Source organism: Flavobacterium sp. J372, from assembly GCF_024699965.1.
In the GTDB taxonomy this organism is placed as follows: Bacteria; Bacteroidota; Bacteroidia; order Flavobacteriales; family Flavobacteriaceae; genus Flavobacterium.
Genome location: NZ_JAJOMZ010000005.1, coordinates 26257 through 51218 on the forward strand (window position 1 = coordinate 26257; position 24962 = coordinate 51218).

21 protein-coding genes and 10 pseudogenes are annotated in these 24962 nt (G+C 41.7%); 13 read left to right on the forward strand and 18 right to left on the reverse strand.

The window, feature by feature from the left end; all coding sequences use genetic code 11:
- Positions 1-10 precede the first annotated feature (10 nt).
- From rocD to LRS05_RS17450, 4 genes and pseudogenes are all read left to right on the forward strand, one after another.
- Positions 11-1256 (forward strand): annotated as a pseudogene (gene rocD / locus LRS05_RS16485) (ornithine--oxo-acid transaminase).
- A 35-nt stretch (positions 1257-1291) separates the two neighbouring features.
- Positions 1292-1570, forward strand: a complete 279-nt coding sequence (locus LRS05_RS16490; RefSeq protein WP_257869308.1) for a hypothetical protein — start codon at positions 1292-1294, stop codon at positions 1568-1570.
- Positions 1554-1757: a DUF5362 family protein gene (locus LRS05_RS16495; RefSeq protein ID WP_257869309.1), complete on the forward strand. Its 204-nt coding sequence runs from the start codon at positions 1554-1556 to the stop codon at positions 1755-1757. Before LRS05_RS16490 ends, LRS05_RS16495 begins: the two co-directional genes overlap by 17 nt.
- Positions 1758-2203: 446 nt before the next feature.
- Complete coding sequence (locus tag LRS05_RS17450; protein ID WP_308225043.1) at positions 2204-2569, forward strand: Smr/MutS family protein; 366 nt, start codon at positions 2204-2206, stop codon at positions 2567-2569.
- Positions 2570-2571: 2 nt separating this feature from the next.
- Here the strand turns inward: LRS05_RS17450 and LRS05_RS16505 are convergent, their stop codons facing one another.
- Complete coding sequence (locus LRS05_RS16505) at positions 2572-3264, reverse strand: hypothetical protein (RefSeq protein WP_257869310.1); 693 nt, start codon at positions 3262-3264, stop codon at positions 2572-2574.
- Between the two features lie 23 nt (positions 3265-3287).
- Entirely contained in the window at positions 3288-3659 is a 372-nt protein-coding gene (locus LRS05_RS16510; protein ID WP_257869311.1) for a hypothetical protein, read from the reverse strand.
- On the opposite strand from LRS05_RS16510, the pseudogene LRS05_RS16515 reads away from it, so the two are divergent.
- A pseudogene (locus LRS05_RS16515) lies at positions 3632-4773 on the forward strand (cysteine desulfurase family protein). The gene LRS05_RS16510 and the pseudogene LRS05_RS16515 sit on opposite strands and share 28 nt — an antisense overlap.
- Positions 4774-5116: 343 nt before the next feature.
- Here the strand turns inward: LRS05_RS16515 and LRS05_RS16520 are convergent.
- From LRS05_RS16520 to LRS05_RS17750, 8 genes and pseudogenes are all read right to left on the reverse strand, one after another.
- Positions 5117-5404: a hypothetical protein gene (locus tag LRS05_RS16520; protein WP_308225061.1), complete on the reverse strand. Its 288-nt coding sequence runs from the start codon at positions 5402-5404 to the stop codon at positions 5117-5119.
- Complete coding sequence (locus LRS05_RS16525) at positions 5394-6005, reverse strand: AAA family ATPase (RefSeq protein ID WP_257869312.1); 612 nt, start codon at positions 6003-6005, stop codon at positions 5394-5396. The genes LRS05_RS16520 and LRS05_RS16525 overlap by 11 nt, the downstream gene beginning before the upstream one ends.
- Before the next feature lie 183 nt (positions 6006-6188).
- Positions 6189-6392 (reverse strand): NINE protein, encoded by a 204-nt coding sequence (locus LRS05_RS17745; protein ID WP_374707797.1) that lies wholly within the window; start codon positions 6390-6392, stop codon positions 6189-6191.
- A gap of 121 nt (positions 6393-6513) precedes the next feature.
- Positions 6514-7899, reverse strand: coding sequence for a dihydrolipoyl dehydrogenase (gene lpdA, locus LRS05_RS16530; protein ID WP_257869313.1), 1386 nt, complete (start codon positions 7897-7899; stop codon positions 6514-6516).
- 96 nt (positions 7900-7995) lie between these two features.
- On the reverse strand, positions 7996-8181 hold the full coding sequence (locus tag LRS05_RS16535; RefSeq protein ID WP_257869314.1) for a hypothetical protein: 186 nt from the start codon (positions 8179-8181) through the stop codon (positions 7996-7998).
- Positions 8182-8248: 67 nt separating this feature from the next.
- A complete protein-coding gene (locus tag LRS05_RS16540) occupies positions 8249-8671 on the reverse strand; it encodes a hypothetical protein (RefSeq protein WP_257869315.1) in 423 nt (140 codons plus the stop codon).
- An 18-nt stretch (positions 8672-8689) separates the two neighbouring features.
- Positions 8690-10447: pseudogene (locus LRS05_RS16545) on the reverse strand (ABC transporter ATP-binding protein).
- Between the two features lie 7 nt (positions 10448-10454).
- Positions 10455-11205: pseudogene (locus tag LRS05_RS17750) on the reverse strand (tRNA pseudouridine(38-40) synthase TruA).
- Positions 11206-11391: 186 nt separating this feature from the next.
- Between LRS05_RS17750 and LRS05_RS16555 the strand changes: the two are divergent.
- Positions 11392-11846, forward strand: a pseudogene (locus tag LRS05_RS16555) (metallophosphoesterase).
- A gap of 121 nt (positions 11847-11967) precedes the next feature.
- Here LRS05_RS16555 and LRS05_RS17755 read toward each other — a convergent pair.
- Positions 11968-12337: pseudogene (locus LRS05_RS17755) on the reverse strand (DUF4293 family protein).
- A 181-nt stretch (positions 12338-12518) separates the two neighbouring features.
- Here LRS05_RS17755 and LRS05_RS16565 point away from each other — a divergent pair.
- The 3 genes and pseudogenes from LRS05_RS16565 to rho form a co-directional block, all read left to right on the forward strand.
- Positions 12519-12677, forward strand: coding sequence for a Rho termination factor N-terminal domain-containing protein (locus tag LRS05_RS16565; RefSeq protein ID WP_374707798.1), 159 nt, complete (start codon positions 12519-12521; stop codon positions 12675-12677).
- Between the two features lie 23 nt (positions 12678-12700).
- A complete protein-coding gene (locus LRS05_RS16570; RefSeq protein WP_257869333.1) occupies positions 12701-12838 on the forward strand; it encodes a hypothetical protein in 138 nt (45 codons plus the stop codon).
- A 370-nt stretch (positions 12839-13208) separates the two neighbouring features.
- Positions 13209-14341: pseudogene (gene rho / locus LRS05_RS16575) on the forward strand (transcription termination factor Rho); the annotation flags it as partial.
- 1601 nt (positions 14342-15942) lie between these two features.
- Here rho and LRS05_RS16580 read toward each other — a convergent pair.
- Both LRS05_RS16580 and LRS05_RS17760 read right to left on the reverse strand, forming a co-directional pair.
- Positions 15943-16125, reverse strand: coding sequence for a hypothetical protein (locus LRS05_RS16580; RefSeq protein WP_257869316.1), 183 nt, complete (start codon positions 16123-16125; stop codon positions 15943-15945).
- A gap of 58 nt (positions 16126-16183) precedes the next feature.
- A pseudogene (locus LRS05_RS17760) lies at positions 16184-16354 on the reverse strand (hypothetical protein); the annotation flags it as partial.
- Positions 16355-21592: 5238 nt separating this feature from the next.
- On the opposite strand from LRS05_RS17760, the pseudogene LRS05_RS16585 reads away from it, so the two are divergent.
- Positions 21593-21948: pseudogene (locus LRS05_RS16585) on the forward strand (4Fe-4S dicluster domain-containing protein).
- Positions 21949-22095: 147 nt separating this feature from the next.
- Here LRS05_RS16585 and LRS05_RS16590 read toward each other — a convergent pair.
- On the reverse strand, positions 22096-22365 hold the full coding sequence (locus LRS05_RS16590; protein WP_257869317.1) for a hypothetical protein: 270 nt from the start codon (positions 22363-22365) through the stop codon (positions 22096-22098).
- 82 nt (positions 22366-22447) lie between these two features.
- The gene (locus tag LRS05_RS16595) at positions 22448-22573 is read right to left on the reverse strand and encodes a hypothetical protein (protein WP_257869318.1); all 126 of its coding nucleotides are present in this window, start codon (positions 22571-22573) and stop codon (positions 22448-22450) included.
- A gap of 198 nt (positions 22574-22771) precedes the next feature.
- Here LRS05_RS16595 and LRS05_RS16600 point away from each other — a divergent pair, with 198 nt between their 5' ends.
- Positions 22772-22930, forward strand: a complete 159-nt coding sequence (locus LRS05_RS16600; protein ID WP_257869319.1) for a GTPase — start codon at positions 22772-22774, stop codon at positions 22928-22930.
- Positions 22931-23352: 422 nt separating this feature from the next.
- A pseudogene (locus LRS05_RS17765) lies at positions 23353-23891 on the forward strand (DUF933 domain-containing protein); the annotation flags it as partial.
- A gap of 275 nt (positions 23892-24166) precedes the next feature.
- Here LRS05_RS17765 and LRS05_RS17770 read toward each other — a convergent pair.
- The gene (locus tag LRS05_RS17770; protein WP_374707800.1) at positions 24167-24328 is read right to left on the reverse strand and encodes a hypothetical protein; all 162 of its coding nucleotides are present in this window, start codon (positions 24326-24328) and stop codon (positions 24167-24169) included.
- On the opposite strand from LRS05_RS17770, the gene LRS05_RS16620 reads away from it, so the two are divergent.
- Positions 24291-24428, forward strand: a complete 138-nt coding sequence (locus tag LRS05_RS16620) for a hypothetical protein (protein WP_257869322.1) — start codon at positions 24291-24293, stop codon at positions 24426-24428. The two genes, LRS05_RS17770 and LRS05_RS16620, sit on opposite strands and share 38 nt — an antisense overlap.
- 82 nt (positions 24429-24510) lie before the next feature.
- On the opposite strand, the gene LRS05_RS16625 is transcribed toward LRS05_RS16620, so the two are convergent.
- Together LRS05_RS16625 and LRS05_RS16630 are read right to left on the reverse strand one after the other, a co-directional pair.
- Positions 24511-24765, reverse strand: a complete 255-nt coding sequence (locus tag LRS05_RS16625) for a hypothetical protein (protein ID WP_257869323.1) — start codon at positions 24763-24765, stop codon at positions 24511-24513.
- Positions 24728-24955, reverse strand: coding sequence for a hypothetical protein (locus LRS05_RS16630; protein ID WP_257869324.1), 228 nt, complete (start codon positions 24953-24955; stop codon positions 24728-24730). The genes LRS05_RS16625 and LRS05_RS16630 overlap by 38 nt, the downstream gene beginning before the upstream one ends.
- Positions 24956-24962: the final 7 nt, after the last annotated feature.

A 24962-nucleotide genomic window follows, 5' to 3' on the forward strand; every position in this document is an offset into this window, starting at 1 on the left:
TATTTTTAGAATGTCGGTTTTAGAAACATTGGGTTCAAAAGATGCAATTGCGTTAGAAGACAAGTACGGTGCACATAATTACCATCCGCTGCCGGTGGTGCTAAGCAGGGGTGAAGGAGTATATGTATGGGATGCTGAAGGGAAAAAATATTACGATTTTTTTATCGGCATATTCTGCAGTAAACCAAGGGCATTGCCATCCTAAAATCATTAATGCAATGATTGCACAGGCCCAAAAGCTTACGCTTACATCCCGTGCATTTTACAATGACCAGCTTGGGGTTTATGAAGAATATATCACCAAATATTTTGGGTTTGACAAAGTGCTGCCAATGAATACCGGAGCTGAAGCCGTTGAAACCGCAATAAAGATTTGCCGTAAATGGGCTTATGAACGTAAAGGCATTGCTGAACAGGAAGCGAAAATCATTGTTTGCGAAAATAATTTCCATGGGCGTACAACCACAATCATATCGTTCAGCAATGATGAAAACGCAAGAAAAAACTTCGGGCCATATACTGCCGGATTTATCAAAATTGCGTATGATGACCTTGATGCGCTTGAAAATGTGTTGAAATCTGAGGAAAACATCGCAGGATTCCTTGTAGAACCTATACAGGGCGAGGCCGGTGTTTACGTACCTTCTGAAGGTTACCTTGCAAAAGCAAAACAGCTATGCGAAAATCATAATGTGTTATTTATAGCTGATGAAGTACAAACCGGTATTGCACGCACAGGTAAACTATTGGCTGTTAACCATGAAGATGTACAGCCGGATATCCTGATACTGGGCAAGGCATTGTCGGGCGGAGCATACCCTGTGTCGGCCGTACTGGCAAATGACGAAATTATGAATGTAATCAAGCCAGGCCAGCACGGATCAACTTTCGGGGGTAACCCTGTAGCAGCAGCAGTCGCCATTGCTGCACTTGAAGTTGTTGAAAAAGAAAATCTTGCCGAGAACGCAGAGAAGCTTGGGCGCTTGTTCCGAGATAAACTTAGTCAGTACTGCAACCACAGCAATATAGTAAAACTGGTACGCGGTAAAGGACTTTTAAACGCTATAGTGATTAATGACACGGAAGACAGCTCAACAGCCTGGGATATTTGCATGGCTATGAGCGAAAAAGGTTTGTTGGCAAAACCAACGCATGGTAATATTATCCGTTTCGCACCGCCGTTGGTAATGAATGAAGAGCAGCTTCTTGACTGTGTACGTATCATTACAGAGACGCTTACCGAATTTGAAAAATAATCAACCCAAATTATTAATAACCAAACCAACCAATTATGGAGTACAATTCACCATTTGATTCTTTTGAATTACAGGTATCTGCAGCTGCACGCGATTACCTTAAGACGGCCGCAAAGTGGGCTATGTTTTTAGCAATTATTGGTTTTATTGGCATTGCTTTCATGGTGCTGGCAGGACTGTTTGTATTTGCAGCCGGCGGAGCCTTAAGTGAGCGGCGGATTGGGTGCGTCGTCATTCATTACACCGGCCCTTTTAGGCGGGATTTATTTTATCCTGGCTTTGCTGTATTTTTTCCCGGTGCTTTACCTTTTTAAGTTTGCTTCGAACACCAAAAAAGCTCTTAACTCTAACAACAGCGACAGTCTTACTGATGCCTTTGAAAATCTTAAGTCGCACTACAAATTTTTAGGAATTGTAATGATAATTGTTATTGCGAGTTACATTGTTGGTATAATTGCTATGGCCGTGTTTTTTGCAAGCAATGTAAGCGCAAATATGTAATTTCTGATTTCTATCAATATAAATCCGGTTTTGCGCCCGGGATTTTTTTATGGTTTTGAATTGTAGTATTTTTTGAAATATGAAAAATTTTCTTCTGACAGTTATTCCCTTTGCCTGTGCATTTCTGGCACTCTATGAACAATCCAAAACAAACCCCAACAAATACATAATGGTTGGTGGTATAGTTATATTTATGTTGGGAATAATGAGGCTCATGAACAAAGTGCCAAGTAAAAACAACCGTAATGACGACACAGAAGTTTAAGATAGGGGATAAAGCGGCAGTGCTTGACGATTCTTTCAGCGGGGTAGTAAAGTCGTGCAGCAATGGAAAGGTAACGCTTGAAATTAGGTGAAGGTTTTTCTTCTTCAATTTGATGCTTCAGAACTTATTAAAATAAACAATGATAATGATTTAGGTTCTTTGTTTAAAGGTAAGAGTTTAGGTGCTGTGCTTCGGGAAAAAGAAAGAACCAAAAAACGCAGTTTTACAAGAGAAGAAATCCCGTAAGGATGATATTACCCTTGAGATTGACCTTCATATTGAAAAGCTTGTGAAGAAAAAAGGCGGTATGAGCAATTATGAAATCCTTACATTACAGTCTGAAACAGCCAGGCGCCAGCTTGACTTTGCCATTGCCAACCGCATACCCAAAGTTGTTTTTATACACGGCGTTGGCGAAGGTGTGCTGAAAGCCGAACTTGAATTCTTATTCGGCAGATATGACAATATTATAGTAAGCGAAGCTGATTACCAAAAATACGGCCTTGGTGCACTACAGGTCTACATAAAACAAAATCCTAAAAGGTAATTCTAATTCGCAACCGTGAGTTTTCCTACCCTGTAGCCGCCAGTCGCACTTATAGTGAACTGCTCTGCATTTTGAGCCCTATTCATGAAAGTTACATTATCGAGAAAAAATATGTGCTCTCTCACCCCTGCAACTATACTAGTCTGAATTCTAAGTTCGCCGGCTATTGCTTCCCACTGTTTTGTAACTACCGGTGTTATAGGCGGTACAGCATCACAAAATAACGTAGCCACTGCGGTGCCGCTATATTCATTAAAAATTATTTCCTGTGTCTCGCCTGCTATTCCAAAATTTACAACTGCTATTCCACCGTCAGTGGTCGGATATGTCGCTGGTTCAATGTCGAAAAATAATGCCTCATCGCCATTAACTATAAAGGCATTTCCGGCAGGGATAAGATTTCCATCGCAGTTTTGAAGGCTAACGGTTGATGCCTCATCTTTAAAACTAAACCTGTATGTTACAGGGCTTATAAACGATCCAAAAACATTATCAGTAATAATGATTGATTCTTCTTCGCGGCTAAATGTAGCATTAATGATTGTGATGACATGATTATAACCTGTGAGTACATTTTGACTGTTGCGAACTGCTTTGGTAATAATGCTAAGCATTCCACCTGCCTGTGCACTATATTCTTCTACTACAGCTGGGTTTGCGGGTGGCACAGCGCTGCAAATGCTTGTAGAGCTCACTGGGCCGTTGTAGGTGCGATAGACTAGTGTGTTTGAGCCTCAAGGGTAATCATTCTCGGAATATCATCACCTACTTCATTTTTATTTTCAGCATTTATAAGCGTGTTAGGAGCTAACTGAAGTAATAGCGCTTCGCTACCCTGAACTTTATATATGATGCCGCTGTTTGTACATGCCTGTGCCGTAGCATTTGTAAAGTTGAATGATTTAAAAGTTATATCGCCATCATCACAGCCTGTAAGCAGAAACAGCATGGCAAAAGCCCAAATATCTTTTTCATTTTCAATTTTGTTTTCAGCAAAAATAATGTTTTTAAGCGCATTGTTTACCGATATATAACGTAAATTCTTTTCAGTAATTTTGCAGCATGAAAAGAGTTTATCTTGATAATGCATCAACAACTGCATTACGGCCTGAAGTGATTGCAGAAATGACCGAAGTAATGGCATCTGCATATGGTAATCCGTCATCCTACACAGTTTTGGCGGGAGCGCTAAAACAATTGTGGAGGCTTCACGTAAGAAGATTGCCGCATTGGTAGGTGCAGATGCAGGAGAGATAATCTTTACATCAGGCGGGACTGAAGCCGACAGTTGGGTAATACAAAGTGCGGTACGAAATCTTGGCGTAAAACGAATTATCACGAGCCGTGCTGAACACCATGCCGTGCTAAATACTGTGGCACTTGTTGCTGGAGAATTCAGCACGCAGGTCAATATGGTTAGGCTTGATAGTAAAGGCCAACCGGAACTTTCACATCTTGAAGCGTTACTTTCAGATAATATTCCTACGCTGGTGAGCTTGATGCATATAAATAATGAAACTGGCGTTGTTTTAGACCTACAAGCTGTTGGTAATTTATGCAGGCAATATAATGCGCTGTTTCATACCGATACGGTTCAAACTTTTGGCAAAGAAAAAATAAGTTTTAAAGACTTGCCGGTAGATTTTGCTGCTGCCAGTGCACATAAATTTCACGGGCCAAAAGGTGTTGGCTTTGCATTTATCAGGAAAGGTTTAGGAATACAGCCAATAATTGCAGGCGGTGAGCAGGAAAAAGGCCTGCGTGCCGGTACAGAAGCTGTACACCAAATTGCGGGGATGGCCAAAGCTTTGGAGCTATCTTACATTAATTTGGACATTGAGAGACAACATATCAGTAATCTTAAAGGTTATCTTTTTGAGCAGCTGGATAACCATTTCCCCGGATATAAAGTAAACGGCACTGACAAGGGAGTGGGGCATGAGATGTTGTTTTATAACATAGCCAATGTCATGCTGCCTTTGCCGGAAGAAAAGACCTCAATGATACTCTTCCAGCTTGATATGAAAGGTGTAGCCGTAAGCCGTGGCAGTGCTTGCCAGTCGGGCGGCATAAAACCGTCTCATGTATTACAGGAAATACTTTGTGATGATGACCTTAAAAAACCTTCATTGCGGATTTCCTTTAGTCATTATAATACTAAAGAAGATATCGACCTGCTGATTGAGGCCCTGAAAACTATTTAGCTTTCTTACGCGATTTAGTGCTGCGTGTTTTCCTGTTGCGTGATTTCGTCTTGTTGCTTTTCTTTTTTGTTTTGCGCTTGCCCCAATTGTTTTTCAGGTTCTTATAAGACTTCTTAGAAACGGTAGACTTCTTTTTTGAACGTGATTTGTTTTTTTTTTTCCTCGCGTTGATATTGTTGACTAATGAATTTTTACACCAAGTTTATTTTTTTGGTGCTGCCTTTTTTCTTTTTGTTTTTGTCTTTGTCGCCATAGCTTCATTTTTTAATAAAGTTATGGTTAAAATAAAAAAGCAGGATGCAATATAACATCCTGCTAAGATTTGTTTATACTTTTTTCGTGATTATGCCAGGCTCATTGGTGCCTCAATATCTTCGGGTATAAGAGTGCAAAGTTCGCTTTTAGAGAGGTTCCTGCCTGATGCCAGCCTGTTTGACTGAAGTTCCATTGCATTTTCAAACACATTTCGTGCAAAACGGGCATTACCAAATGATTGGTCACGCTCTGCATAAGCTGCCGCAAAAACGTCCTTAACTTTGTTTTCTGCATCAGATGTCAGTGTATAATCGGCTTTCGCACACTGACGTTTAAAAATTTCAACTAAGTCTTCAGGTTTGTAATCAGGGGAAATTTATATAGCGGTTTATCCTAGATTCAAATCCGGGATTTGTTTCAATAAATGTTTTCATCTCGCCAGTGTAGCCGGCAAGTATCACAACAAGTTTCTCGCGGTCATCCTCCATTCTTTTAATAATCGTTGCTACTGCTTCTTTACCGTAAGTTTCATTATGGCCAAGATTCAATGCATAAGCCTCATCAATAAAGAGAATACCGTCAAGAGCGGCATCAACCACATCATTCACTTTTACAGCGGTTTGCCCTTCATATTCCGCAATAAGCCCAGAACGGTCTGTTTCGGTAAGATGCCCGCCGTCTAATATTCCCAATTGCTTGTATATTCTTGAAATTATTCTTGCTACAGTTGTTTTACCTGTTCCCGGATTACCTGTAAACACCATATGGTAAGATAACGTTGAAGACTGCAGGCCTGCTTTTTCCCTTTGTTTCTGAACCTTTATGAAATTTACAAGTGTACTGATCTCTTCTTTCACGCCTTCAAGGCCTACAAGCTCATCCATCTCCTTCATAATGTCATCAAGGGTTTCTTTGGTTGATGCTGGTGAAACTTTAAGCGATTTTTGGTTTTTCTTTTTTATGTCGGTCCGGCTCACTAAATTTCCTTTTGAATCGATATAAATCTCACTATCACTATCATCCTGATCTGAAAGACAATTTTTCTGATGAAGAAGACGGTGCACAGTCTGAGCAGTATGTCTCAGTTGACATGATTCCCAAATCTTCATCGCAGTCAATACAATGTTTCATATTGTATTTTTCATCAAACTTTTGCTGACTCATGAATAATAACCCAATACCCTGAAAAAAGCAAGAATTATAGGGATTATGAAAATACAAGTGAACAGAAATTCTTTCCCAACTTTCTTGTTGCCGAGGTAAAATTGATGTATCCCAAAAATTCCGACGGTTAACGCCAGCAGCGAGGCTATATATTTGTTACGCTTTGTTGCAGCGGGCTGAATTGATTTTGCTGGAGCCATACGTTAAGTTTTTCCAAAAATAGGCATTTAGAAAAGAGTACCAAATTATTTTCTAAGTACTGCATAAAAAAATCCGCCCTCAATGAGAACGGATTTAATTCTGAAATCTTAGATATTAAATCTATATATGTATCACCTCGTCATAAGCAGCCGCAGCGGCTTCCATGATAGCTTCACTCATGGTAGGGTGAGGGTGAACCGACTTGATTATCTCATGTCCTGTAGTTTCAAGCTTGCGCGCCACAACAGCTTCGGCAATCATATCGGTTACGCCGGCGCCAATCATATGGCAGCCAAGCCACTCACCGTACTTGGCGTCAAAGATAACCTTTACGAAACCATCTGGTGTTCCTGCAGCTTTTGCCTTACCTGAAGCTGTGAATGGGAATTTACCAATCTTCAGCTCATAGCCTTTTTCTTTAGCTTGTTTCTCTGTAAGGCCGACAGAAGCGATTTCTGGTGTTGCATAGGTACAGCCAGGTATGTTGCCATAATCAAGCGGCTCTACGTGCAGCCCGGCAATCTTCTCCACACAAAGAATACCTTCAGCAGAAGCTACGTGTGCAAGCGCCTGGCCCGGAACGATGTCGCCAATAGCGTAGTAACCCGGTATGTTTGTCTGGTAATATTTATTTACAAGAACTTTATCTTTATCTGTCGCGATGCCAACTTCTTCAAGGCCTATGTTCTCGATGTTCGACTTAATGCCTACTGCAGAAAGCAATATATCAGCCTCAAGGATTTCTTCACCTTTTGCTGTCTTTACGGTAGCTTTCACGCCGTTGCCTGATGTATCAACCTTCTCAACAGATGCATTGGTCATAATGTTTATGCCCGATTTTTTAAGCGAACGCTCAAATTGTTTTGAAATGTCTTCATCTTCAACCGGAACGATGTTTGGCATAAATTCAACAATAGTAACCTGCGTGCCCATTGAATTGTAGAAATGTGCAAACTCAACACCAATAGCTCCTGAACCAACAACTATCATTGATTTTGGCTGCTCAGGAAGCGTCATTGCCTGGCGGTAACCAATTACTTTTTTACCATCCTGCGGCAGGTTAGGCAATTCGCGTGAGCGTGCGCCTGTCGCAATGATGATATGGTCAGCTGAATATTCTTCTTTCTTGCCGTCTTTCTCAACGCTTACTTTTTTACCAGGCATCACTTTGCCAAAGCCTTCGATAACGTCGATCTTGTTTTTCTTCATAAGGAACTGTATACCCTTGCTCATGCCGTCAGCTACGCCGCGGCTGCGTTGTATCACGGCGCCAAAGTCTTTGTCAAATTCTTTAACGGTAAGTCCGTAATCACTTGCATGCTTCAGGTAATCAAAAACCTGTGCACTTTTAAGTAGCGCTTTGGTAGGGATACATCCCCAGTTAAGGCAGATTCCGCCAAGGCTTTCTTTCTCTATAACTGCTGTTTTAAAGCCTAACTGTGAAGCCCTAATGGCTGTAACATATCCGCCGGGGCCGCTGCCTAAAACTATAATATCGTATTTCATGGTAATGTAATTTGCAGGTTTAATTTATGCGTACGAAAATAGGTATTTATTTGATTATGGTAAAATGTTAAAAGTGAATTTGATAGTTTCACCTCACTATTCCAGGATGTTCTTGTTTTTACCGTCAGCTTTATAAGAAATAACAGCTTTTTCTCCTACCGTACGCAATACAAGCCTTTCATCAGTTGTTTTATCACCTATTTTTATTTGTGTCAGATCATTTTTAGTTTCATGCCATAAAACTGCGCGCTGCCTTACCCTGTCATTAGTATTAGTATTCATAAGCAGGTACGCTATATCGTTTGAAGCATATAGATAAATTGCCTCGCCACCGTCCTTTCCGCCATAATCAAGCCCCTAAGCCAATGCGGTCTTCATCATCTGCGAAACCAAAACCACCCCTTTCATCTCCTGTAGTGTCATTAATGATATAAGACCATCCTGCAGAATTTCGGTCCTCAAGTTTTCCGCCCATTTGTAATTTTCCGTCTTTTCCCATATAAAGTCGGTCAGTGCCTTTTTCGTCCAGAAACACAAGGCCTGCCATTGTATCTTTCCTGTCGCGAAGCTTATGCGTTGGTATTGGGTTGCCCATCATTATAAAAGGCTTGCCATTTACGTCTTCTATGATTATTCCTTTCGTTCGTATAATATCATTTTTTTCAAATGTAAAGGATGCTAACATGGCAATAATTAATATTCCCGACAGGCTTAATAAAGCAAGGCGAAGTTGTCGAATCTGATTTTGCAGTGATTTGATCTGGTTGTCCATGAATTATACTTTTGATGATTATCCTTCACTTTCCACCGCAAATTGTGAATAATACAAATTCTTGTAATAGCCCTGCTCACGGTTGATAAGCTCATAATGGCGGCCTTCTTCAACAATCCGGCCTTTGTCCATTACGATTATCTTATCAGCGTTTACTACCGTTGCAAGCCTGTGGGCTATGACGATTGAAGTCCGCCCCTGGGTGATTTTCTCCGTGGCGTTGCGGATCAGTTCTTCGCTGTAGGTATCAACAGAAGATGTCGCCTCATCCAGAATCAATATACTCGGATTACTCACGTAAGCCCTAAGGAACGCTATAAGCTGCCTTTTGGCCTGACGACAGCATCACGCCGCGTTCTTTTACATTGTACTCATAACCGCCCGGCAGGCTGTTAATGAAGTCATGTACACCAATAGCCCTCGCCGCGGCAACCACCTGTTCGCGGGTTATGTTGGGGTCATAAAGGGTGATATTGTTGAGGATGGTATCGGCAAAAAGGAATACATCCTGTAACACAATGCCTATTTGCTTTCTAAGGCTGTCGAGGGTAAAATCGTCTATGTTGGTCCCCATCGATAGTAATAGTTCCGCTGTTGATCTCGTAGAAACGGTTCAGCAGGTTAATGATGGTAGATTTACCCGCACCGGTTGAGCCTACGATGGCCACGGTTTGCCCGGCAGGTACAGCAAGGTTAATCCCTTTGATTACTTCCTCACCGTCAATATAGCTGAAGCGAATATCTTTAAACTCAAGGTTACCTTTAAAGTGGGTTGCCTCAATTGTCCCGTTTTTCTGTACCTGGCCTTCAGATTCCAACAATTCAAACACACGGTCAGATGCGATGATACCCATCTGCAATTCATTGAACTTATCTGCAATCTGGCGCAGTGGGTTAAACAGCATCGGGATGAACATGGTATAGGCAAACAGGTCACCTGGTGTGGTAATGTTATCGCCGTTGATGATACTAATACCCCCGTACCATATTACGAAACCAAGGGTTAGCGACGAGATGATATCAGCAATAGGGAAGAAGATAGAGTTGTAAAAGAATATTCTTCAGCCAGGCATCATTATGCTTTTTATTTATCTGCTTGAATTTTTCGTACTCAATATCTTCACGGTTAAAAAGCTGCACAATCTTCATCCCTGTAACCCGCTCTTGCACAAAGGTATTTAGGTTGGCTACCTGTGTACGGACTTCCTCAAAAGCACCTTTCATTTTCTTCTGGAAGATGCGTGTGGCCTAAACCAATATCGGCATGGCCCCAAGCAACACGATGATGGTAAGCTTCCAGTTCATGTAGAGACATGACACCGAGGATAACCACCATTTTTAACAAATCGCTGATGATCATAAACAATCCCTGGCTGAAGATGCGTGCTATCGACTCCACTATCGAAAGCAGTACGCGTAACCAGCTTACCCACAGGCTCATTGTCATAAAACTTCATACGGAAAGCGCCGATGTGGCGAAACAGTTTTTCACGGATATCTTTCACGATATCCTGCCCGAGCCAATTCATTTAATATGTAAAATAGTATTGCGAAGCTACTTCAAGCAGAAGCACCCCGGCCATGAGCATAATGTAAAATAACAGTCCTGTACTGTCTTTTTGTACAATATGGCTGTCAACTGTTTGCTTAAGTAAATAGGGACGTACCCAGCGAATATAGAGAGTGTGATGGCAAAACTATAACCCAGGCAAACCGCGAGCGGTAAGGGGCAACATAGTGCATTACTTTTTTAAATGATGATGTTTTGGCTTTCATTATTAATCTAACGGCTTTTAATGTAAGGGTATTCAACTTTGGTAAGATATAACCCATATTCGAGAGGCTGGCGATGCGCCAGCATTGCTGCGGTCCTCGCTTTCGATGGTCTTTTTCTCAGGTCTTCAACAGATGTTTTCCCAGCCCGATGTTTACCAATGTCCCTACAATTGCTTGCGCACCATATTCCGCAGGAAACGGTCGGCAGTTATTGTAAACACCAGCTTGCTGCCATTCTGTGCCCAGTACGCTTTTTTATTATCGCAAATGTACGTTTTTACATCGGTATGTGTTTTAGAAAAACACTGGAAATCACTATATTCAAAAGTATTTTAGCGGCTTCGTTCATGGCATCAACATCCAGCTTATGAAAGAAATACCAGCTGCCCTCGTGGTCAAAAGCATCTTTAAAAGTATGTATTTGTGGTACTCATATGTACGGCTCACAGCATCAAACCTTGCCCGGGCATCATCATGTAACGGGATAAACCGGTACACGACGATATCCTTCGGCAAAAGAGTTCAGTTTTGCGTCAGCGAATCAGAGTCTATAACACTCACCATAATCAAAATATTGCAAACATCTGGCGGGCATGAACACCTGTATCGGTACGGCCCGCCCCTGCTTCTTCAATCTGCGTCCGAAGTAGGGTAGATAGGGCTTTGTTCAGTGTTTCCTGTACCGACGGGCTATGAGGCTGGTATTGCCATCCGCAGTAATTTTTCCCGTTATAAGCAAATTCTATGAAGTATCTCAAGGCTGTGTTTGTTGCACTTGCAAAGATACTCAATAAGTCGCAAAGTTAAAGTTGCAAAGCTTCAGAGAAATAAAGTTTCAGTTTTTAAAAAAAGTGGTGTAAATGACTTTGTAACTATGTAACTTTGCTTTACTCTTTAACCAAGAAAATGAAAAAATCCTTCTGCTTAGCGATACCCACAGTTACATGGATGGTACTATATTAAAATATGTAAAGCTGGCTGATGAGGTTTGGCATGCAGGTGATATCGGTGACCTGAAAGTTACCGATGCCATCAAAGAAGCCATTAAGGGCAGTTTACGGGACTATAGATAATGGTGAAGCAAGGCTTGAGTTCCCGTTGCATAACCGTTTTGATTGTGAAGGTCTTGATGTATGGATTACCCACATTGGCGGCTACCCGGGCAAGTACAGTCCCGCTATACGCAGCGAGATTACAGCAAACCCGCCGGGGCTGTTTATCTGCGGACACTCACATATACTCAAAGTGCAGTTTGAGCCAGAAGCTGAATCTGCTGCACATGAATCCCGGCGCGGCAGGCATATCAGGATTTCACCAGGTGCGTACTATGCTGCGATTTGAAGTAGAGAAAGGCAAAGTGCAAAACCTTGAAGTGATAGAGCTGGGGAAAAGGGGTTAAAATAAAAAAATCCCGGAACTGGCAGGTTCCGGATTCTTTACGCACTAATAAAACTAAGTTAATAGAGTTATCTAAGCCTGTCAACAGATTTTACGAGATCTTCGTCCTTTTTACAGCCCTGTTAGGCAAGGCTGAGGAAAACGATAGAAATGATAGGAAGAAACATCCCAATACCCTTCTCTAGAAACCACCTTTTCAGGATCGGTCTCTCCGGATAAATTTAGTGACTGGTATATAAATAAGCCTAGTAAAATCAAGTTAAGCAATATGTTCAGCCGGTTCATTACAAACTGCTTTTGCCTCTTTTTATAAGTAAAGATGCTGATGATGCACAACGTGGTGCTCGAAGCTGAACAAAACTACAAACGCAAGGTTGAGCATAAAGTAGTACTCCATGCCGCTTTTGGTTACCCATAATGGAAATACAAAGGCAATACACCCGAGGCAATAAGTGCCGCAAACATGTTAACGCTCTGTATTCTTTGTATCATACCTGCTGTTTTGCTGTACAAAAATATGTTTTTCTTTTATAATTGCTATTGGATAGTAAAATTAATTCGTAATATTGCCATACAAAATCATAAGTGCTTCATTCTGCGAAGCATTGCCTTTCAAAAAATTACTTCCCCACACATTTTGAAATTACCCTTTAATTTAACCATTTAATTATACATGTTCGAAATTTCTGAATTAATAAGGATGAAGCTGCCTGAACTTCAGGAAATTGCCAAGAAAGCCAATATCAGTAAGTACAGGGGTTTAAAAAAGAAGAACTGGTTTACCAGATACTTGACCACCAGGCTGCAAACCCTGATAAGGTTGTACCGCTAAAAGAAAAAGCAGGGGAAAAGTTGTTGCCGATAAGCCCTAAGCGTGCAAGGATAAGTAAAGATGCTCCTGCGACTGAAGTGATTGCTCCTGAAGCGCCTGCAGAAATTAAAAATACAGAGCGTACGCCAAAAGGAAAGGATTATCATCAAAAAACCGGCTGAGGCTGAAAATGTTGTTCCTGTAGCTGAACAAGCGCAAAACGAAGAGCCGCACGAAAACAAAGTACTGCCTGAGAGCAAAAAAAATCGTGACAACAGGCAAGAGCAAAAAGCTGATAATAACGATAACAGGCCAGAGAGAAACGTGTACTGACGGAAGAGGAAAGGCAGGCTATGATTGAGCGTGCTAATGCCAACAACCCCTAACCACCCGGCGGAAGTACCATAATCATCGTGATATATTTAAATAATGAAGGGCGAGCCAAACCCAGGCAAAAGACAGCCAGTCTGGTAGGGAAAATCAGCCGGCAACGTGAAAACCCAGGCCGCCGCAGCGCAACGCTGAAAATCAACCTGAACTACAATTTAGTGCGAGCCAGACTATGAGTTTGACGGTATAATAGGAAGCGAAGGCGTACAGGAAATGATGCCAGACGAGTTTCATGGCTTCCCTGCGCTCAAGTGATTACAACTTAACTTGCTTTCTCCTGATGATAGTTGTCTGTCAACTTCACTGATACGCCTTTGCGGACTTACCAAACCGGTGATACTGTAAAAGGTGTGGTAGCCCTCCAAAAGAAGGAGAGAAATATTTTCCGCTTGTCAGAGGGTGCTTAATAATAAATAGCCATGACCCGCAGGTAGTTGCGCGAGCTAGGCTGCAGGTTTGAACACCTTACGCCGCTCCCTGAAGAGAAATTAACCTTGCAGGCAGGCAGAGCTCTGTATCCACACGTATCATTGACTTGTTTTCGCCTATAGGTAAGGGCCAGCGCGGTATGATTGTGGCCCAGCCTAAAACTGGTAAAGGACAAATGCCACCTCTTAAAGAAAGATATAGCCAATTCCAATAGCTGCCGACCATCCTGCAGTGTATCTTTATCGTTTGACTAATTGATGAACGGCCGGAAGAGGTTACCGATATGCAGCGCAGCGTTAGGGGAGAGGTTATTGCGCACCAACTTTTGATGAGCCTGCCGACCGACGTGTATGCTTGCCAACATCGTTCTTGAAAAAGCCACGCGCCCTGTAGAATGCGGGCATGATGTCGTGATACCTGTGACCTCGATAACCGTCGCCGCGCACATGCATACAACACAGTTCAGCCGGCATCGGGTAAGGTATTGAGCGGTGGTGTTGTTTCCAATGCGCTACAAAAACCTAAGCGTTTCTTTGGTGCGGCCTCGTAATATCGAGGAACGGTGGCTCGCTTAGTATCATTGCTACTTCGCCTTCCGTTACCGGCTCTAAGATGGATGAGGTTATCTTTGGTGAATTTAAAGGTACCGGCAACATGGAGCTTCAGCTTGACAGGAAGATTGCCAACAGCGTATTTTCCTCGCTATTGACCCGGCATCATCAAGCACCAGGAGGGATGACCTTCTTCCTTGATGAAAAGACAATACAGCGTATGTGGATCATGAGGGAAATACCTTGCTGATATGAACCCAGTTGAAGCCATGGACTTCATTAACGACCGCTTTAAAAGAGACGAGGAATAATTAGGAGTTCCCTATATCGATGAATGATTCAGAGAAGCCGCCCAGCTACTGAGGTTTTAAGCTCGCTTAGCAATAAAAAATCCTCTGCACCAGCATGGATTTTTAGCGACTTTAGCTTTCGAGTGTTATATTTTATCAATTTATGGTGTTAAAAGTAATTTATGGAGCTGGTAGAAGTTTCTAAAAAGCCAGACGATAGCAGGATACAGCTAACGCCGAAAGAAAAGATTATACTCTTTGCTGAGATTTGTTCGTTTTTAACGCTATTGATTTTTTTGGCGTTTTTACACCCCTTTTAGAGTGTGGTTTGAAAGAACTGAAGAAGCCGAAGATTCAAACGTAAACACAGATTATACCGAAGCAATGAGTGGCTATAGGAGTTGCGATCTTGAGTGATGCCTGTTGAGTGAAGGTATCATTTCCAAGATATTTTCTTAGATACGACAGAATTAATCCGAAATTGATTAGCTTAAAGAGCTGAGATGCTGTCTTTCCATGGCTTGTTTATTTCTCAGCTATTACGTTTTGTTTCGTCCCCTTATTTGTTTTTCTTTCGTCAAATTCATGGTTGCTATTGCCGGCATTGAAGTGTCCCTCGGGTTATTACCGGTTTGTGCATCGCTTTTAGAAGTCCGACTTCCAATTTTACTACAGGAATATTATTTATATATTGCCTGGAATTTCTCATTTTTTTACATGGTAATTCCTTTTTTGGTTGAGTTAATACCTGGCGAGAATTAAGATTGATACGTAGTTGCTGGCACAATAAAGGAGACTTAGGTGCTCAGATAATTTTTTACTCCTTCACGAATGTCAAATATGGCTTTTTCAAATCCTGTGGCCCAGGTTCCATTCATTGGCTGGGAGTAGTTTGATTCATCACATACACCTGAAGTCCTCTGTGTTAGGACGGAGTAAGCCCTGATTAGGCGCCTCGCGTCTCACCTTGTTGAAACCGGGCTGCAAAATGTTACCTGTATTGACTGAAGCTGATTTCGCTTTGGCGTAATATTTTATAACCGCGCGTTACATCCTTTACCCGATGCTTTTGATCATGTCGCCATCTTCAGCACCCGAAAATCTACGTCTTGAAAGTGCTATCATCTATAGCGATTTTGTCCCCCCCGCCCCAACTCCTGCGGTTGCCGCCATCATGGGCGTTCAGAGACTTTCCTCCGCACTTTGGTTTTATAGTAACACGATTACTCTAAGTATTAGCGGCTTACTTTGGAAGTTGTACTCAAATTATTTATCCTGCTGCATCATACTAGACTCATCTTTATTGCTTTCAATCCTAAAGGCAAGCAGGACTCCTTTCTTTAGGCGGAGTTCATATCGAGAATACTCTCGGCGCTTCAGGCTTGGGGAGGATGCTGTTTTCCCAGGTTTCTTTTGCTTTGAAATTTGTAGCAGGTGCCTTTGCCAGGGTGTCAGGCTACGCTGATTACCGACGCGGGCCATCGAAAGAACAAGAAATAAGTAAAAAATTCCTCATAAATATGTAACGGGCTTCTGGCACTGATATTTTCGCAAGTTCTCAGCAAAAATAAACGCCACCTATTTGTTTCCTGCCTGTGCGGCTGTCTTCGGCGGTTCCCAGTCAAATCAGGCTGTTTTTTTGGTCCCGCTCATCATCACGAGGTTGTTTACCGCGCCTTTATCATCATAGTGCGCATTGTTGTCAACTTTATCGTCAGCTGGCATCTTTGCCAGGGTTGTTGTTTTGTTGTGCTTCTTGGCTTTGGCCACAGAAGTTCCATCCACATTCTTTTTTACTATTGGATGCAATCTTTTTTGTTGGCAGGTCGTTAGGATCATTGCCCGGAAATGGTTCTTCAATTTCTTCGGCAATTAATTCAGGCTTATCAGCCCATAAAATATAAAGCCCACAACCTTTTCTACATAATACCCTAATTGGAGAACATACCCAAAGGCTAAAGCGCACCGTCACGCCAAAGAAAATAAATTTCTTAATTGAATGCTTACTGTGAAAGTAGGGTATGGGCGTGTTCTTAATTCGTTCACAAGCACCTCAGATGTCGGTAAATGATTTGTACATTCCGCATTAAGTAACGATCCAACCTAGTCACTCTGTTATTTTACCTGCTAAGTAAAACTCATTGAGTTTTCCGGTAATACTCTTAGCGAGCTGATTCGACTTGAGGCTATCATGGTCTTTTCCCGAGAGTTATGGCATCATCGAAAAGTTTCAGTGGTTTTATATCTTCGTTTTTCCAAATGCTTATCTAAGTATTTCAGCATAAGCGGGAATACAACTGCGCATAATCTCTTTATCACTCTTTCAATCAGCATTACTGCCAGCTTTCAATGCAAAATTAAATGTTTTTTACCAATGCTTCCACGTTGTTGCGGCATTACCACCAGCGGTCCTAAGCTCGTATTTGTACGGAAAACAAGCAGCAATGATATTACGAGCCCTGGCATTGTATGCATATGGTTGTAATCTTTTTTTGGCTGGTTCCAGATGGCTTCCAGTCGCTCAAGCTCAAGATAAGCTATACCTACTCAGTACTAATCCAAAGCCGGACATTACTGGTATAAGTTTTTGCAAATGTACTCTTGCCATTCAAACACCAGGAGAAAGTAATGAAGAAAGAAAGCCTTACTCTTTCCGGATTCCATATAAATCATTATGTGTCCATAAGAGAATTAGCCTCAAAAATGTGTTTCAGCTGGTGTCTTATTGAAAACCCAAATTCTGGGACCACATTCCGCCAAGCCTCTTGGTTTTCTGTTGAAAGTAAACAAGGTAATTGTAGAGCATGTAATTCCGCTTTATAACCATAAATTTCTCATTTGAGAAATATTCTATACGCATATCGCTTAAAAACGGTTATTCTGGTTGAAGCGGTTATTCCACTCTGTCACCCATCAGTATGTTCTTATTTTCAAGATAATGCTGTTCCTTGAAATCTACCTCTTTGGGTTTGCCGACCAAACCAAACCAAATTCAAGCCCAGATCCTATCAAACAAAGTCACATTTTCCCATTCCAGCTCATCGCTTGGCTGTAAGTGATCATCACGTTTTGGCAGCCCGCTACCATTTGCCCTGTGACAGTTTACTGTTTGAAGAATTCAAGGTTGCCCAGCTTCTTTCAAATCATTGGCAAAGGCGCAAATCATTCAAGATATGATTACTGGATAAGTTTACCTTAAAGTACAAAGCGAGAAGCGCGCCAGTGGGCGCGTTTTTAAATCAAATTTGGCGCGTCAGTGTCTGTTACTCTTTTTCAATTACAAAAGCGCTTTAACTCAGCCGTTTTTGCAGTTCGTGAATCATGAACCCCCCATCACGAATAATCATTGATGCTATCCGGCCGGATTCAAGTTTTCTAATATTGTCTGCTAGTAGCCCGTGGTGCAGCAAGTTACAGCAGCAATTAAGTTGGATTAACGTGAATTTCGTTTGTCCATTGTCAAACTTCTGCCATATGTTGCCTTACCGCTTCTTTACCCTGCAATGCATTGCGTTCTCAAAAGAAGTTAAGTTTTGTATCTTCGATTGCCATTTCCTGCCAGGAAACCTTCATAAATCCACCACGAACAATAAACTAGTTTGCCCGTTTGCCCGGTATTTACCGGCTTAGTGCGCGCCGTCATATTGTATTTTTATTTCTAATAGCAGGCAAAAAGCACTCAATAGGCCGCTTCATAATATTTCGGCAAGGCATGATTCAGTATTATTAGTTTTTAACAGGCTTGTTATCTCATAAACAGGTTCTGTATTTCTATCCTGTCCTGCGCTTCAAGCGTAGACGCTTTTTCAATATTAATCTGGGTGTAAGAGGAACATTTTTGATTGCATCAACACCACCACTGCCGGTTTCCGATTATATAATACAAAACATCAAGAGCCCGCACCGTCTCAGCTTTACATGGCTCGAAGTGCATCGTCAGGACAGCTTCGCGTATCGATCAATGCCACCGCGTGATCCGTTGATTCATCCTTACAAATCAACAGGCCTTATAGGTTCTATGTACCACTAATTTCAGCTTGACAAATCACCTCAGTATACAGTACCCACATTTGCGGTGTTCATAAGATCAGCTTGCCATACTGACCATATCTTCCAGGCCCAGATATTGATTGTCTCTTGCTTATCCAGCCGAACTGGCCATTGGCGAAATCCGGCCGTATAATCGGCGTTGCCTCCCTGACTTATTCATCTTTATAACCCGCACATGCTAAAGACCTAAAGCAATTCGCGCTACCGAGCGACCTATTTTTGCAGAGAGCAATAATGACCAAGAGTTTTTGCCACGAAGGCTCAATGCCATTAGCATAAGCAGCTTATTTGGCCTTTAAAATTAGTAATATCAGCGGCCTCCGAACGGCATATTCCTCTGTCCCATCATGTAAAGCGCGTATACGGTGAATCGTGGCCCTTGACACAAGCTCCGCAACAGAGATCTGCGATGATGACCCGAGGAGTGTTTTTAATAAAGTGGATATATACTTTTCAGCGAGGGCGCTAGTCAACATAATATTATCCATGCCTACGCCACTTTGACCCAATAGGTGCAGATCCGGACATGCATCTATAATATATTTTTTGGGTACTTTTGTAGCACTGCGCACCAGTGGCTCGCGCTCGATGTTCATTGGCGTTAGTTGTGATTAGCTCCACCCTGTTTCTACCCTTCTTTTTTGGTGTTCCATGATTCAAAAATAAGCTGTTTCAAGTACAGCTATACCTTTTTTGAAATAAAGTCATTGCTTCAACTATTTTCAGTTTCTCAGGTTTGGATTCAGATTTATGGTCTGATTACCCTTCTTTTTGATGTATGGCTGTTGTCTCTTAAGTGTGATTGGCTAGGCTGAGCTTTTCCAATGGTTTATATTCGCGTTTGCTTTCAGGTTCTATCTTACAAGCACCTGCGCGCTTTCAATAACACGCGCTGTAGATTAGCAGATGGGCGCCCATAAATCGCCCAACCCTTCTGCGTGACCTGGGTTGAGGATGCCCATATGTGCTGACTACAATTTATCAAACGTTTCGGTGTGTTGCCTCAAGCATCTTTGGTAGAAGGGTGCAGTTCGTTTTTCGAGGCAGTCATGCTTCTTTTTCTTAGTACCAACAAATGGCGGGTTACGATTCAATTTCTTTGTATATCAGTTCTGCTTTTTAGAGGTGTTTCGTTTTTCCATAGCTGAAAATACCCGCGCCATTAGCCTTTAACCATTGAAGGGTGGGGATGGGATGTAGCCACTGCGGAAACTTGAGATGGTTGTGTTGTGCATTATTTGGCGCATTAGATGTACTTAGCGCCAGAGGTCCAAGTAATTCCCGGAATATTTGAAATTCTTTTCCAAATAAAATCTTTCTTTTCTATAAAGGCAATTGTTGAAAGTACCGATGATTTATATTTTTCTGACCTCCTGCTGTATCAATATCAATTCGAACTTAAAAAATCTGGCTCATAAAATCGTCCCGTCATATCGCACTTAGTTCAAACATTTGTTTTAGGAAGAAAACCAGACATCTAAAATTACTTGAAAATGGTGATATAATCCAGGTACAATGGAAATAATCTTAATATTGGAATGTTATAATTCTTTCGGGATATGGAGTTGTAATTGTCTATTTTGAAGATACTACAAATCTCACATGTTGCCCAGAGTGAAACTATTTTTTTCAATTGTTGCTTTCTTCAGCCCGAATTTGCCAGTATCAGAGATCAGACCACTTTGCTTTGGTTTTCAATTCTGAGTTTGTAAGGTACCCACTGAGTTCAGAATCAAGCACATGGTTAGCAAGAAATAAATGCTGATGGCCTTTCGCCTCAAGGCCCATAGAACCAGGAGGCAGAGCACGGGCGTAGTCCATTGTACTTTTTGCAAAATCTTTAACTGCGGGTTGCGATGGTTCAAGAAGTGAGATACTTCTGCACCGTTAAGAATCAGATTTACAGCTACTGCGCTTTTAAAAACCTCCCGCCATAGGAAGGACCGAAGGACCCACACTGAGGAATTGCTTCTTAATTTTCTGTCTGTTAATAGACAGTTAAATTCATTGCGTGCCAATTCCGCAAAATGCGGGAGAAATATCGCAGAAAAAAAATCATAATAATTCGGCTATAGTACGGCGGAAATGAAATTGTATCCACATTATCGGCATAGTCCCAAACGTGGATGCTGAGCTTTAGCCAAAAGCTATTTTTATTGGGTATCTTAGGTTGACTTACAACACATTACGATTGGTTGATTAATCCACGCTTCAAGCCTCATTTTTCAAGCAACTTTCACATCGTTTCATCGTACTCGTAAAAAACACTCGATATGGGTGATCCATAGCCGGTATCTTCCTTAATCGTCAAAAAAGCCATTTATCAAGAATTTTGAAATTACTCATCAGGAGAAAAACACTTTTGTTATAAATCATAGTTATTAACATCTATTTCTCATAACAATAACATCTTTTAAGTGTTACCTACATCCTTCAAAAAACTTTGTAAAGTCATAGCCTTCAGGCACAAACAACTTACGATACATTACGGCTGGCTAAGCCAAAATACCTGAAAATATCTTCGCCCGGCGCTTTATGGCTCTTCTTTGGTTTCATCGCCTGTGAGCATTATACCGGGGGTTACAGTTCTTACGGATGATAGCCGGCTTGTCTTTAAAATAGTATTCAAAATAGCGGGCGGTATTGTTGCTGCCTATTTAATAACGGCATCAAAGCCTTCAAGCTTTCCTTCAATAAATGTAATATAGTCAGCAAATTTCAGTTCAATTGTGATGAGGTATTTTGCCAGGAATGGCAAGAGTTGCTGGTGGTTTGATTGATGTTTTCACCAAAACTTTATGGCCTGTGATCAATACACTCAAAAAATCATGAAACCCTACAAGCGGGATATTCCCTGCCAGTATAAGGCCTACTTTTTAGGATGAACATTCTCTGTATCATAGGCTGATAGCCATTTATCAAGATTTTGAGGAGTTGAGCGCTTCAGCCCATGATTCAATCGCAAAATAAACCTGTTCAAGGCGTAAACCAGCGATTGTGTGACTGCGACAATTGTATAAGTTGTAAAAAGTCTTCAAAAAGGGTGAATTATTTTTTTACAATTGCATCTTCCACACTTCCATTTTCATGAAACTGCGATAAAAACCTGCCAAGTTCTGCGAATGCTGCTTTACGTGCTGCTAAAGTAATGCTAATGTATTTGCGTATGAATAGTTTTGGGCGTAATTTTGGTGCAAATTTACTACTAAAATACTTGAGACAAGCTATGGCTATCGTTATAACAGATGAATGTATAAACTGCGGGGCATGCGAACCTGAATGTCCTAATACTGCGATATATAAGGGCGCTGATGACTGGCGCTACAAAGACGGAACCAAACTTCGCGGAAGGATTGTTTTACCGACAGGCGAGGAGATTGATGCTGAAGAGCCTCATACGCCGATATCAGGACGATATATACTACATCGTACCTGATAAATGTACTGAATGTAAGGGTTTCCATGATGAGCCGCAGTGTGCTGCCAGTATGCCCGGTAGACTGCTGTGTGCCTGACGAAAATCACGTGGAAAGCGAAGAAACGCTGCTTAATCCTCAGGCGTTTTTACATGGCGATGAGTAATTAACATTAGTGTAATAAAAAATCCTGAGCGCATAACTTCAGGATTTTTCTTTTCATAGAGTATATATTGTGATCTTTCAGAATTTTTACGGCCTTACACGGCTGTATGTCTGCACTGTAACACCATCGGTTTTATCATCATAACTTTCAGCTACAAAGTTTCCGTGCTTTATCAAAGTAACCAATTGATGTTGTAGTGCCGCTTCGGTAAATATAGTTGTTATTTGATGTTCTCCTCATTGTACCAAAGTTCTGGTTATCACCCGAAATCACACGGTAACCGGTTTTGTCTGTAACAAACTGATAGCGTTGGCCATTCAGGGTGTAGTAGCTTGGCGGGTCAATTTCCTGTGTAGGGATACCATCACGCGACACCGTTGCGTAGGGGTTGTTACCGCTACAGGAGTGGTCCCTCAAGTCTTTTTTAATTTATTTGATTCAGCATCTTTAAAATCAAGTTCTTGCTGCGCTGTGCGTGTTTAGTTTACTTCGGTACTTTTTACTCCTGTACACCATTGTTTACTGTGGTACGCTTAGTTGTAGTTTCCTGTGTAACATTCCTGTTTACCTGTGCATTTACAGAAAGCCCCAAAGCCAGTGCCAATGCTAAAGCTATATTTTTCATGATTTTCCGTTTTAATGGGTTTTACGCCTACAAAGTACCTGCGTATTGTTAAAATGGTTGATAAAGAAAAGATAAAGTAGTCATAAAGTCTGCTTAGCCATAAGCAACACGCCATTAGTCAAAAACCGAAGGTCTAATTATCTTATTAATTCAACAGCCTAAATGATTATCTTTGCACCCTTAAAATAACAACTTTACATGAAAGCAGGTATTGTAGGATTACCAAACGTGGGTAAATCAACACTTTTAAGTGTTTGTCAAACGCTAAGGCACAAAGCGCCAACTTTCCGTTTTTGTACTATTGAGCCAAACGTGGGTGTGGTCGAATGTACCCGACCCCAGGCTGCAAAAGCTTGAAGGGCTGGTAAACCCTGAGCGTGTGGTACCTGCAACTGTTGAAATTATGGACATCGCCCGGGCTTGTAAAGGGTGCCAGTAAGGGCGAAGGGCTTAGTAACCAGTTTCTGGGGAACATCCGTGAGTGTAATGCCATCATCCATGTACTGCGTTGCTTTGACAATGACAATATTGTGCACGTTGACGGCAGTGTAAACCCGATACGTGATAAAGAAACTATTGATATTGAGCTTCAGCTAAAAGACCTTGAAACTGTAGAAAAACGTCTTGAAAAAGTAAAGCGCACTGCAAAAGCCGGTATTAAAGAAGCAGTTGTTGAAGATGCTTTGCCTGAAAATATAAAAAAGCAGTGCTGCTTCAGGGTAAATCTGCCAGGAGTAGTACAGCCAAAGAACCAGGATGAAACCGACCTGATGGAAAGCTTCCAGCTGATTACTACAAAGCCTGTGCTTTTATGTTTCTGTAATGTTGATGAAGGACTCCGCCGCTCTCGGTAGATAAATATGTAGAGTGGGTTCGTGAACTTGCTGAAAGAAGAGAAGTCACTAGAGGTTATTGTATTGGCTGTTGGTACAGAGGCCGATATTACTGAACTGGAAACTTACGAAGAAAGCGCCAGTGTTTCTAGAAGACCTTGGCCTTAAAGAGCCCGGAGCTTCAGCTTTACTCGGGGCTGCTTATAAACTTTTAAAACTGCAAACTTACTTCACAGCCGGGGTAAAAGAGGGTAAGGGCCTGGACAATACAGGTAGGTGATACCTCGCCGCAGGCAGCAGGAAATTATCCATACCGATTTTGAAAAGGACTTTATCCGTGCCGAAGTCATCAGCGTTCGATGGCTATGTAGCATTCGGTTCTGAAGCAAAAGTAAAAGAAGCCGGGAAGCTACGCGTTGAGAGAAAAGAAAAAAGAATATATTGTAAAAGACGGTGATGTTATGCACTTACGTTTTAACGTATAATATTATAGTATAAGTTCTTATAAACAAAGCCCCTCGTGATAAATGAGGGGCTTTTATATAAACCTAATGATTATAATTAGTTGCTTCACGAGATTTAGGGCTTAATATTTTCAAATTTATAATAAGCCACTTCTCCAATCAGGGTAATACCAATAATTCTGCCAAAGCTGATACTGTGTTCCTGAGGCACCCATAATATTAAAGGTTCTCCATGAGCACAGAGGTAATCAGGAGCTGCTACTGAGGTCCGAAGAAGGTCATTTCCAAGACCAATTCTAGGAAAAGCCCACTATTGGCGTGACATAAAATTGCTCGAAAGCTCCTCCCGACGGGCCGATGCGGGGGCATCTTTTAAACACTGCATTCCCCCCCCATTTGGGACGGTAAAACATTCTCCACATGACCAAAGCTATTACCCCAATAGCAAAAGAGATCATTGAGGCATGCACAGGACCTACACTCCGGTTTTCGCTAATTTACTATTCATCCCTACCTGAAGCGGCAGAAACGGCTCCATACCAGGAAATGGGAGAATAATCCAGCATTGTTTTCCATTATTAGATAAATTTTTAATTTTAAAATGCCCTTTTATGCATTGCCATGTAATTTCTACGGGTCATCAAGGTTCAACCATTTCCCCATGAATGCCGAAATAAGGATCACGTAAATGCTCACGGGCTATTACCACGAGATCTGCCTGTTTGTTCTCGATGATCTCATTAGACTGAAACGCATCCACAATCATTCCCACGGCCCCTACAGGAATATTTACCGTGGTTACGAATAGATTTGTTGCCAGTGGCAGTTGCTGTATCCACGACTTCGCAATGTTTTGATCAACCTTGTACAAAAACGCCTCCAGGCTCGTTCGCAAAATCTACACCCAATTCCTTCAGGTTTTCACTTGGCCTTACACTTTCTTCCATAGTCCACGCATCTATACTATTGCTGTAATCAACTGCCGAGAGCCGTACAAATAATGGCATAGTAGCAGGTATTACTTCACGCTTACTGGGGTTACTACCTCCGCAACAACCGGATCCTGTTTTCAAAACCGCCGCCATACATGTC

What these genes read in the sequence shown, in the direction of transcription:
- LRS05_RS16535 (WP_257869314.1), bottom strand. Translation starts at nt 8,181, where the DNA reads ATGAATACTAATACTAATGACAGGGTAAGGCAGCGCGCAGTTTTATGG.
- LRS05_RS16490 (WP_257869308.1), top strand. Translation starts at nt 1,292, where the DNA reads ATGGAGTACAATTCACCATTTGATTCTTTTGAATTACAGGTATCTGCA.
- LRS05_RS17745 (WP_374707797.1), bottom strand. Translation starts at nt 6,392, where the DNA reads ATGGCTCCAGCAAAATCAATTCAGCCCGCTGCAACAAAGCGTAACAAA.
- LRS05_RS16630 (WP_257869324.1), bottom strand. Translation starts at nt 24,955, where the DNA reads ATGGCGGCGGTTTTGAAAACAGGATCCGGTTGTTGCGGAGGTAGTAAC.
- LRS05_RS16600 (WP_257869319.1), top strand. Translation starts at nt 22,772, where the DNA reads ATGAAAGCAGGTATTGTAGGATTACCAAACGTGGGTAAATCAACACTT.
- LRS05_RS16620 (WP_257869322.1), top strand. Translation starts at nt 24,291, where the DNA reads ATGACCAAAGCTATTACCCCAATAGCAAAAGAGATCATTGAGGCATGC.
- lpdA (WP_257869313.1), bottom strand. Translation starts at nt 7,899, where the DNA reads ATGAAATACGATATTATAGTTTTAGGCAGCGGCCCCGGCGGATATGTT.
- LRS05_RS16595 (WP_257869318.1), bottom strand. Translation starts at nt 22,573, where the DNA reads ATGAAAAATATAGCTTTAGCATTGGCACTGGCTTTGGGGCTTTCTGTA.
- LRS05_RS16510 (WP_257869311.1), bottom strand. Translation starts at nt 3,659, where the DNA reads ATGCATTATCAAGATAAACTCTTTTCATGCTGCAAAATTACTGAAAAG.
- LRS05_RS16540 (WP_257869315.1), bottom strand. Translation starts at nt 8,671, where the DNA reads ATGGACAACCAGATCAAATCACTGCAAAATCAGATTCGACAACTTCGC.
- LRS05_RS16565 (WP_374707798.1), top strand. Translation starts at nt 12,519, where the DNA reads ATGTTCGAAATTTCTGAATTAATAAGGATGAAGCTGCCTGAACTTCAG.
- LRS05_RS17770 (WP_374707800.1), bottom strand. Translation starts at nt 24,328, where the DNA reads ATGATCTCTTTTGCTATTGGGGTAATAGCTTTGGTCATGTGGAGAATG.